Origin of the sequence: Pontibacillus halophilus JSM 076056 = DSM 19796, assembly GCF_000425205.1 — a bacterium.
In the GTDB taxonomy this organism is placed as follows: domain Bacteria; phylum Bacillota; class Bacilli; order Bacillales; family BH030062; genus Pontibacillus_A; species Pontibacillus_A halophilus.
Window position 1 is genome coordinate 503454 of sequence record NZ_AULI01000001.1, and the last position, 10209, is coordinate 513662.

Genomic DNA, 10209 nt, shown 5'->3' on the forward strand with positions numbered 1-10209 from the left:
AGTTGTAAAAAGGAAGTGTCGCGATGAAGCCTATACAGTACGACCTAATCGGAATAGGAATTGGCCCTTTTAACCTCGGATTAGCTGCGCTAGCGGAAGAAACAGACGAAGTAAATGGAATCTTCTTTGATGAAACGCCCGATATGGATTGGCACCCAGGCATGCTCATTGAAGGGACAGACTTACAAGTCGCTTTTATAGCAGACCTTGTCACCTTTGCTAATCCAAGAAGTGAGTACACATTTCTCAACTATTTACATACAAAGCGACGTCTATACACATTCTTCTTCTTTCAGAAGATGGAGATTCCTAGAGCTGAATATAACGAATATGTTCAGTGGGTGGCGTCTAAACTTTCGAACCTACACTTCGGGAAACGGGTGATGGATGTTCGTGAGAAGGAACAAGAAGGGGAGACCTATTTCGAAGTTGTTGTGTATGACTCAGCGACAGAAGAAGAAACGGTCTATCATAGCCGCCACGTCGTCATTGGAACAGGAAGTAAGCCAGTTCTATTCGATTCCACAAGTGAGCTGAGTGAGAATGATGTGATTCATTCAAGTCAGTACGTATATAAACGAGAAGAAATCCTTAAAGGGAAGCGGATTACGGTTATTGGCTCTGGTCAGAGTGCTTCAGAGATATTTGCAGATTTGTTACACAGGCAGCAAGAAAGTGGGTATCAGCTTAATTGGTTCACTCGTTCAGTCGGGATCTTTCAACTGGATACGTCTAAGCTTCCACAGGAGTTTTTCTCTCCTGACTACATTGACTATTTTAATGCGTTAACGTACGAAGAAAGAAAAGAAGTTCTTCCCCATTTAGATACGCTTCAAAATGGAGTCGATCAGTCTACTTTAAATGACATCTACGATACGCTCTATCAACGATCGGTGAAAGAGCGGGATTTACCTATTACGATTCAGCCGGCTACCGAACTAAAGGATGTCGTTCAGCATGGCGATGGTAGTTATGAATTGACTTGTCACCAGTGGCAAACGAATGAAACATTCAAGATTGTAACCGACAAAGTGATTATGGCGACTGGCTATGCACCAAACATTCCACAATGGCTCATAGACCGATTTGGGTCTGATTTGATCTTTGAAGACGAAGAACAGAGGTTGTTTAAAGTTGGGCGTGACTGTGAAATAAAACGCCAATCGCCTGCTTCGAACAAATTATTTACGACAACAAATATCAGCCATGCACATGGAACAGGTGCGAATAACCTAGGTCTTGCTGTCAATCGGAACGTGAAGATTATAAATACCGTTGCTAAGAAAGAGGTTTATCTAGAGGGGCATGATACCATCTTCCAGCAATTCAGAATGGAAAATAAATGAAGATAGCTGTTTAATGAATTCGACCAAGGGGAAGACAACAACTGAAACTCTTGATAAAGGAGATGTTTTGGAATGAGTAGAATCGCAACGCTAATTACGAACCAATTTGAAGATGTGGAATACACAGAGCCTGCTAAAGGATTTGGTGAAGCGGGGAACGAAATCGTAACCATTGAAAAGCAAGCTGGATCTAAAGTGATTGGCAAACAAGGAGATGCAGAAGTCACCATTGATCAGGGTATAGACGATGTGAAGCCTGAAGATTTTGATGCACTTTTCATCCCTGGTGGATTCTCCCCTGACCAGCTGCGCGAAGACGAGCGCTTCGTACAATTTGCGAAACATTTCATGGACGAGAACAAGCCGGTATTTGCAATTTGTCATGGTCCTCAACTTCTCATTACAGCGAAATCATTAGAAGGCCGTACTGCAACAGGCTATAAATCCATTAAAGTGGATATGGAGTATGCAGGAGTTGACTATAAGGATGAAGAAGTAGTTGTATGTGGGAATCAACTTGTTACAAGCCGTCAACCTGACGACATCCCGGCATTTATCAACAAATCACTAGAAGTATTAGGTCAATAACGACCGAAACTCCATACACTGAATGTAACCCCTTAGTTCTTACAGAGAGCTAAGGGGTTACGTGTATATAGAAAGAGGGGGAGTACATGTGATTGTTAAAGAGAAGAAAGAAGGATTTCTATTAATTTCGCAACATGAACATGCCACAATCTCAGGTGAGCTCGCTGACCAATGGCGGGACCCACATATGATGAACAAACAGCGAGAAGAAGTGGTAACGGCAATTCGTGAACATGACCGCGGTTGGATTGAGTTAGATGCCCACCCCCTATGGAACGAGGATCAGCATAAGCCATACTCCTTCTGGGATTATCCCGAAACAATTAAGCTTGCCCACTATACCAAAGGGATTGATGAAGTAGAGGAAGAAACGAGCTACGGGGCTTACTTATCCAGTCTTCATTATGATTCTTTCTTCACGAAAAGTGAACAATCAGAAGCTGCAGAAAGGTTTCTTGATCGAGAGCGTACTAGACGTCAGCGAATTGAAGCATTGCTTGACTCAAAGAGCTTTCAATATACTGACACTCACTTGGAGTTGCTCCAATTCTGTGATGATTTATCGTTGTACTGTTGTATGAATGAACCAGGTGCTCTAAAGGAGAAAGAGCTCAGCTGGTTCCGAGATGGATTTCGACAACGGTTTTCTTTCGCGCCTGATGGTGTCCTTGCACATTGGAAAGACGAAAAGACCGTTACTCTTCACCCTTACCCCTTTAAGGAGGAGGTCGAAATTTCAGTTCCCTATCGTGAAGTGACAAGAAAGGAAGTAGAGGAATATGGGCTAGTAGATGCTTATAGGAAAGCGTGCGTTGAATCTTACCCTGTTCTTTTTGTACCAGAGGGGAACTAATTTACTTCCCCTTCGCATTTCGAATCTCCTGAAATAATGGAGATGGATTCTGTTGCGATTGTGGTGATTGCTTTAATAGAGAAGGGTGTAGCAGCTGCTGAAGGTCACCAATGGTAACAGGCTTTTCGGTGGGAGCAAGTTCATATCCTAATTGTCCATTCGCTTCCATGGTTGCAGTCTTCACCTTCTCAATGGAGGTAATCCCTTGTTGCCTGAGAAACATCTCGAGTTGGTCAACAGACATACGCAACTTCTTTAGTTCATCCACTTGAATGATTCCATCTTGTATAACAATCCGTGCTTTACCCGTTATCCATTTTTCGATGATGTTTACTTTAATTTGAAGCAGTTCAGTAAGAACGAGAACCACAATGAATACCATTGCGGCTAGCAACGTTTTACGGATACTCGTTTCAATGATGGGCTGAATAATAATAGAACCGATTGAAATCATAATGACCGTTTGCGATAGCGACATTTGAGAGATTGACTTTCTCCCAGCTAGTCTTAACAGAAAGATTCCTGATGCAACCATCAGCAACGACTCGAATACAACATTCATCTGGAACACCCTTTCCACAACCATTGTGCTGTTAGTGTGGGTTAGTTCCACGATTTTATGAAAAAAGAGAGGGGTTTCCCCTCTCTATGCTTCCTTCTTCTTCACATTAAATTGATCTTGAATTAACAGCCAGTTCTGTGGGAAATTCAGTCCGAGCTTCCAGTAGCTAACCCCTTTCAGTCCAAGTTCTTTAACAAGATCGAACTTTGCTTGTATGGAGCGAGCATCTTCAAACCATACCTTATGCTTCTTTCCTTGTTCGTCCGTATAATCATAGAACGGCGCTTTGGCTTCCTCATCAAATTGAATCTGAACGTTGTACTTACGCGCTCGTTTAATTGCTTCTTGTGGACTGATGGCCTCCGCAGGATCGCCCCCTTTCTCATAGGGCAAGGTCCAGTCATATCCATAGAGATTCTGCCCAAGAAAGACTTTATCAGGGGGCATTACACTAAGCGCAAATGATACAACTTCTCGAACGGGGTCAATGGGGGAGACGGGTAAAGGAGGACCTCCACTATATCCCCATTCATAAGTCATCAATACAACGAAATCAGCAATTTCGCCATGGGTTTTATAGTCATGGGCCTCATACCAGGCTCCTTTTTGTTCTGCGCTTTTCTTCGGCGCAAGCGCGGTAGAAATCATGAGCCCTTCTTTCTTTAAGCGCTGCTTGGCTTTACGTAAGAAGTTGTTGTAATCTTGCCGCGTCTCTGGCGGAAGGAATTCAAAGTCGAAATGGACATCATCAAATCCTTTTTCCTTTGCTTCCTTAATAATATTCGTCAGTAACTGGTCTTGTAGCTTCGTATCGGTCACGATTAGACGACCGAGTTCTTGGCTAAACCCATCATCTTCAATGTTGTTGACGACAAGCATCATATTTAGTTTGTTATCCTTTGCAATTTGAAAGTAATTGTTCAATGGAGGTGGTTTCAACGACCCATCCCGATTGATTTCATAGCTAAAAGGTGCTAAGTAGGATAAAAAGGGAACTTTCTCTGTTACATAATCCTCGAGGTCTTGTGACACTTCATCCCCGTAGGTTTCGGCATAGCCATTAAACTCTTTGTCTACCTTTGGCTGTGGAGGTATGTATAACCGAAAGCCAATCGGTAGCGGGTTGTTCATAGGATATTGGTTTACATTCGCAAGTTGTTCTGGAGACAAACCAAACTGATTTGCAATGCTGTACAAGCTGTCCCCTTGTTTCACTTCATAGAATTGACCCTGGATGGGAATGACGAGAGCTTGACCTATAACGAGATCATTAGGTGCATCCAGTTCATTTGCCTGCACAATACTGTCGATGGTTGTATTAAAACGATTTGCGATGCTATAAATGCTATCTCCTTGTTTCACAACATAGATTTGCACAGAGCTCCTCCTCTCATAAACTTCGTTACTTACACTTATGAGAGAGAAAGTTAAAGTATGTCACTCATACTTCTCTGTGGGAGAGGTGTCCGCTTTAAGGACATTATGCATCATGCGAAGTGCATAAGCGTTGTCTTGCTCATCAACAGATGCAATCGCATCGTGAGGGATGAATAATTCATAATCACGCATGTAGGCATCATTCGCTGTGAAGAGAACACAGATATTACCTGCAACCCCGCTCAATATAACCTGCCTGACTTGAAGCTCTGCGAGTAATGCTTGGAGAGCAGTCTGATGGAAGGCGGAGTGTTTCGGTTTGATGAGGAAATAATCTGATTCATTGGGCTGTATTTGTTGAAGATATTCCTTATTTTGTTCTGTCTGGCACTTTGCAAGAATGGACTGTAGATCTGCTTTCCATAATTGATAATGGTCATTCACATATATAATAGGAATACTGTTTTTTGCGGCGAAGGTTTTCAGCTTTAAAATATTTGGTACAATAAGTTCTGTGTGGCGAAGTAGGACTTCTCCATGAGAGAATTTGAAATCGTTTATTAAATCAACTAGCACGAATGCTGTATCTTGAGGACGTAGTTTCATTGGGTATGCCCCTTTCATAGGGATAGTTTGGCACATATGAACCGTCCTAAACGCCAAAGTTAGAAAGAGGGACAAATATGAGCCATCACCTGTATATGAAAGAAGCAATTGTAGAAGCTAAGAAAGCAGAAGCAATTGGTGAAGTGCCAATCGGGGCTGTAATCGTGAAGGATGGAGTTGTAATCGCAAGGGGACACAATAAGCGAGAGACATCTCAGCAATCCGCCTCTCATGCAGAGATGATTGCAATTGAAAGGGCAAATGAAAGGGTAGGAAGCTGGCGTTTAGAAGAGTGCACACTCTACGTTACGTTAGAACCATGCCCAATGTGTGCCGGCGCCATTGTTCAATCTAGAATCCCAACTGTCGTGTATGGAGCCTATGATAGCAAGGCGGGGTGTGCAGGGACTCTAATGAATTTGTTGCAAGAAGAGCGATTTAACCACCAATGTGAGGTTATTCCTGAAATTCTTGGTGAAGAATGTGGCAGTCTGCTTACAACATTCTTCAAGAAGTTAAGAGACAAAAAGAAGCTAGAGAAACAGCAAAAGAAACTTTAACCCCCATATATTTACAAGTATTTAACGTTGCATTTTTAGGTCAAAATCGTTATACTTGTGAATACACATCAACAAGACAAGATGTGCTGAAAAATGGATAGCAATTTTGCCGTGCTAAGCGGGGAGGTAGCGGTGCCCTGTACTCGCAATCCGCTATAGCGAGGCCGAACTCCCTCTCGAGGTATTTTGAATTTAAGGTCTGCCCCAAGGGCGTGGTGTTGACGTCTTGGTCCTGCGCAACAGGGACCCACGAACCCTGTCAGGTCCGGAAGGAAGCAGCAGTAAGTGGTCATCCTTGTGTGCCGCGGGGCAACCTGGGCCGAGCCACAAACTTGGGTCACGCTTAGGTTCAATCTATCAACAGAGGGTGCACGGCGTACATATTGTTTACACAAACTCACCTAACTTAGGTGAGTTTTTTCTTTTATATAAAGAAGTTTTGGATTCATTTTGAAATGAAAAGACAGGATTCGGTATAATGAAGAAGAATCTATAAAGGGAGAACGTGTACTATGAGTTATCAAGCTTTGTACAGAGTATGGCGACCGAAGAATTTCTCAGATGTCGTTGGACAATCCCATATTACGCGTACGTTGCAGAATGCAATTGTACAAGACAAGTTCTCACATGCGTATTTATTCTCTGGCCCTAGAGGTACGGGGAAAACGAGTGCTGCTAAGATCTTTGCCAAGGCAGTAAACTGTGAGCGCTCACCAGTTAAAGAGCCATGTAATGAGTGTTCGGCTTGTCTTGGGATTCAAGACGGTTCAATTTCAGACGTAATCGAGATTGACGCAGCCTCCAATAATGGCGTAGAACAAATCCGGGACATTCGAGACAAAGTCAAATATGCTCCCAGTGCAGTAAAGTATAAAGTATATATTGTCGATGAGGTACACATGCTTTCAATCGGAGCCTTCAATGCTTTACTGAAAACACTCGAAGAACCTCCTCAACACGTCATCTTTATACTAGCTACAACAGAACCACATAAAATTCCGCTTACGATTATTTCAAGAACACAGCGGTTTGATTTCAAACGTATTCCCCAGTCCGCAATGGTAGATCGAATGGAATACATCCTTGGAAAGGAAAACATTCCGGCTTCCCGAGAGGCGCTCGAAGCCGTAGCGCTTTCGGCTGAGGGTGGTATGCGTGATTCATTAAGTCTACTGGACCAGTCCATTTCATATAGTGAAGGTGAAGTGGGGCTAGATGATGTTCTAGCTGTGACAGGCTCGGTATCTCAGATGAAGCTTGCTGAGATTGTACAAGCATTAGGGGAGCAGAATGTCAGGGAAGCTCTTCAACAAGTGGATTATTTAATTCAAGAAGGAAAGGACCCGGGTCGTTTTGTTTTTGATTTAATCTACTATCTACGAGATGTTCTCTTGTATCAGAGCACAACAGGTTTAGAAGATGTGTTAGAGAGAGCTATTCCAGATGACACCTTCCGTTTATTGAGTGAACAATTAACTCCAGCTTGGATCCAACAAGGGATCTCTATCTTGAATCAGTGCCAACAAGAAATGAAATGGACGACAAGTCCGAAAGTATTTATTGAGATTGCGATGCTGAATATAAGTGACTTGAAGGCTCAGAGTAAGCAAGGTGGAGTAGAACCTGAATCTGTCCAACAACTTCAGAAGAAGCTAAATGAACTTGAGAAGAAGTTGTCTCAGATTCAACAACAACCTCAAGCGGCACAGCCAGCATCTCAACCTGAGGCGAAGCGACCACAGCGCTCTAGTGGAAGGAGAAACCAATATAAGGTTCCTTATGAGCGGATTCGTCATGTCATGCAAGCGGCTTCGAAGCAAGACTTAAAACAAATCCAATCGCAGTGGGCAAACTTTATGGAACAATTAAAGCAGAGTAGCCCACCCGCCCATGCTAGGTTAATGAACAGTACACCAAGGGCGGCATCAGACAATGCGGTTGTGTTATCATTTAAATATGAAATCCATTGTTCCTTAGCCATGGAAAATCAGCAGATTATTGAGAGTTTACTCGAGGATTTCCTAGGCCACCATGTGACCATTATTCCGATTCCAGAAGACAATTGGCAGGAACTAAGAGAAGAGTTTGTACGCAATCAGCGTCAAGGTCATTCATCACCAGAAGGGCAAGAAGAAAGCGAACCACAAGAAGACCCGTTTATAGCTGAAGCGCGTAAACTTGTTGGTGATGATTTACTTGAAATACAAGAAGACTAACCTAGTAGGAGGAGATACCATGAAAGGTATGGGCAACATGAACAATATGATGAAACAAATGCAGAAAATGCAGAAGAAAATGGTGAAGGCTCAAGAAGAGCTTTATGAGATGGTGTTTGAAGCAACTGCAGGTGGAGGCATGGTTAAGGTCATTGCCAACGGTAAGAAAGAGATTACAGATGTACAAATCTCTGAAGAAGTAGTAGACCCTGATGATGTAGAAATGCTACAAGACTTAATTCTTACTGCTACAAATGATGTCATTAAACAAGTTGATGACAAAACGAACGATACAATGGGAGAATTCACTAAAGGAATGAATATGCCTGGAATGTTCTAGGAGGGAAGAGGATGTATTATCCTGAACCTATCTCGAAGTTAATAGATAGTTTTTCGAAGTTACCAGGCATTGGGCCGAAAACGGCTGCGCGCCTGGCCTTCTTCGTATTAGAAATGGAAGAAGACGACGTATTAGACTTCGCCAAAGCACTTGTTAATGCAAAGCGCGAACTAACACACTGTACAGTATGTGGGCATATTACAGACCAAGATCCATGCTCAATCTGTCAAGATGATGCAAGGGATGGAACGATTATCTGTGTTGTTCAAGATCCGAAAGACGTCATTGCTATGGAGAAGATGAAAGATTATAGCGGGAAGTATCATGTCCTTCATGGGGCCATCTCTCCAATGGATGGAATTGGACCGGAGGACATCAACATCCAAACCTTGATCAACCGGTTAAAGGATGAGGGCGTAGAAGAGTTGATTATCGCTACGAATCCGAACATTGAAGGTGAAGCTACAGCTATGTATATATCTAGGTTAGTGAAGCCAGCTGGAATACGGACTACTAGAATTGCGCACGGACTTCCGGTAGGTGGAGATCTAGAATATGCAGATGAAGTAACCTTATCTAAAGCGCTTGAAGGCAGAAGAGAATTATAAAGAGGTGGACGTGTGTTTCGTAAACGGAAGTACAAAGCAATGAGGGAAGAAGCGAATAGCCAACTCCTTGACCACATTGAACGTTTGAAGAACGAGCGCTTATATTTACGAAAGATTATGGAACACAGTATTGAAGCTTCTGAGGACGGCCGTCTAGACGTGGCGATGACAGAAGCGAAATATTTCTATCTATTAAGAGAGGCGCGTCAACGCAACGTGCGGGCTCGATAAAATACTCATACCCTTTTCAACTCCCTCATAGATTAAAGAGAGGACAAGTTGAAGGGGGTTTTCTTTTTGAGTTCTTCTATTATTATAGGTGGCTTGGTTCTGTTAATTCTAATCTTACTGATTGCAGGGGCACCTATAAAACCTCTTCGCTATTTAGCGAACGGTTGCGTTAAGTTAGTTATAGGCGTTCTATTATTGTTTTTCTTAAATGCATTTGGATCTTCATTTGGTCTTCACATCCCGATCAATCTCGGTACGGCACTTGTTTCAGGTTTTCTAGGCATACCAGGAATCCTATCTCTTGTGGCCATTGGATGGTGGATTATCTAGGGGGAGCGACGTGCAGTCGCTTCTTTTTGTTATATGGATAAGCTACCAAATGCTAGCCACAATACAACTTTCTACACCAATTACTATTTTTTTAATAAAAACTATTGCGTTACATTTGAATAGGTGATATATTTATTTATGTCGCAAAAACAGCGGCGGTTATCACAGCGCAATTCAAAAAAAGATATCAAAAGATGTTGACTTGAACTTGTAATGATGATATATTAATAAAGTCGCTTTTTCCGAAAGGAAACAAACGACAACGAAAGAAATTAAAAGAATTTAAAAAAGTTGTTGACATCGAAATCACAAAATGATAAGATGTAAAAGTCGCTTCAAAACGAAGCCGACAAACAAACAACACATTGAACTTTGAAAACTGAACAAACGCCATGTACGTCAATTCAATTTTAATTGATTTTTAACAAGCTAGTTCAAACACTTTTATGGAGAGTTTGATCCTGGCTCAGGACGAACGCTGGCGGCGTGCCTAATACATGCAAGTCGAGCGCAGGAAGCAACATGATCCCTTCGGGGTGATTGTTGTGGAATGAGCGGCGGACGGGTGAGTAACACGTGGGTAACCTACCCA

12 protein-coding genes, 1 rRNA gene and 1 other RNA gene are annotated in these 10209 nt (G+C 42.5%); 11 read left to right on the top strand and 3 right to left on the bottom strand.

Annotated elements, in window-relative coordinates; genetic code table 11:
* Positions 1-23: 23 nt before the first annotated feature.
* The 3 genes from H513_RS0102345 to H513_RS0102355 all read left to right on the top strand — a co-directional run bounded on the left by H513_RS0102345 (position 24) and on the right by H513_RS0102355 (position 2787).
* Positions 24-1346, top strand: a complete 1323-nt coding sequence (locus tag H513_RS0102345) for a lysine N(6)-hydroxylase/L-ornithine N(5)-oxygenase family protein (protein WP_026799257.1) — start codon at positions 24-26, stop codon at positions 1344-1346.
* 72 nt (positions 1347-1418) lie between these two features.
* On the top strand, positions 1419-1934 hold the full coding sequence (locus tag H513_RS0102350) for a type 1 glutamine amidotransferase domain-containing protein (protein ID WP_026799258.1): 516 nt from the start codon (positions 1419-1421) through the stop codon (positions 1932-1934).
* A gap of 88 nt (positions 1935-2022) precedes the next feature.
* The gene (locus tag H513_RS0102355) at positions 2023-2787 is read left to right on the top strand and encodes a DUF3891 family protein (protein WP_026799259.1); all 765 of its coding nucleotides are present in this window, start codon (positions 2023-2025) and stop codon (positions 2785-2787) included.
* A 1-nt stretch (position 2788) separates the two neighbouring features.
* On the opposite strand, the gene H513_RS0102360 is transcribed toward H513_RS0102355, so the two are convergent.
* The 3 genes from H513_RS0102360 to H513_RS0102370 all read right to left on the bottom strand — a co-directional run bounded on the left by H513_RS0102360 (position 2789) and on the right by H513_RS0102370 (position 5332).
* A complete protein-coding gene (locus H513_RS0102360) occupies positions 2789-3349 on the bottom strand; it encodes a DUF421 domain-containing protein (RefSeq protein WP_026799260.1) in 561 nt (186 codons plus the stop codon).
* An 84-nt stretch (positions 3350-3433) separates the two neighbouring features.
* Entirely contained in the window at positions 3434-4726 is a 1293-nt protein-coding gene (locus H513_RS0102365; protein ID WP_026799261.1) for a glycoside hydrolase family 18 protein, read from the bottom strand.
* A 60-nt stretch (positions 4727-4786) separates the two neighbouring features.
* Complete coding sequence (locus H513_RS0102370) at positions 4787-5332, bottom strand: cysteine hydrolase family protein (RefSeq protein ID WP_036768738.1); 546 nt, start codon at positions 5330-5332, stop codon at positions 4787-4789.
* Positions 5333-5409: 77 nt separating this feature from the next.
* Between H513_RS0102370 and tadA the strand changes: the two genes are divergently transcribed.
* The 8 genes from tadA to H513_RS0102405 form a co-directional block, all read left to right on the top strand.
* Complete coding sequence (tadA, locus tag H513_RS0102375) at positions 5410-5892, top strand: tRNA adenosine(34) deaminase TadA (RefSeq protein ID WP_026799263.1); 483 nt, start codon at positions 5410-5412, stop codon at positions 5890-5892.
* A gap of 109 nt (positions 5893-6001) precedes the next feature.
* Positions 6002-6267, top strand: an RNA gene (gene ffs / locus H513_RS21090) — signal recognition particle sRNA large type.
* Positions 6268-6404: 137 nt separating this feature from the next.
* The gene (gene dnaX, locus H513_RS0102380) at positions 6405-8108 is read left to right on the top strand and encodes a DNA polymerase III subunit gamma/tau (RefSeq protein WP_026799264.1); all 1704 of its coding nucleotides are present in this window, start codon (positions 6405-6407) and stop codon (positions 8106-8108) included.
* Positions 8109-8127: 19 nt separating this feature from the next.
* Positions 8128-8448 carry a YbaB/EbfC family nucleoid-associated protein gene (locus H513_RS0102385; protein ID WP_026799265.1) on the top strand — a complete coding sequence of 107 codons (321 nt, stop codon included), beginning with the start codon at positions 8128-8130 and terminating at the stop codon, positions 8446-8448.
* A gap of 11 nt (positions 8449-8459) precedes the next feature.
* Positions 8460-9056 (top strand): recombination mediator RecR, encoded by a 597-nt coding sequence (gene recR / locus H513_RS0102390; RefSeq protein ID WP_026799266.1) that lies wholly within the window; start codon positions 8460-8462, stop codon positions 9054-9056.
* Positions 9057-9068: 12 nt separating this feature from the next.
* Complete coding sequence (locus H513_RS0102395; RefSeq protein ID WP_026799267.1) at positions 9069-9287, top strand: YaaL family protein; 219 nt, start codon at positions 9069-9071, stop codon at positions 9285-9287.
* Between the two features lie 66 nt (positions 9288-9353).
* Positions 9354-9617 (top strand): pro-sigmaK processing inhibitor BofA family protein, encoded by a 264-nt coding sequence (locus tag H513_RS0102400; RefSeq protein ID WP_026799268.1) that lies wholly within the window; start codon positions 9354-9356, stop codon positions 9615-9617.
* 443 nt (positions 9618-10060) lie between these two features.
* Positions 10061-10209 (top strand): 16S ribosomal RNA (locus tag H513_RS0102405); the annotation flags it as partial.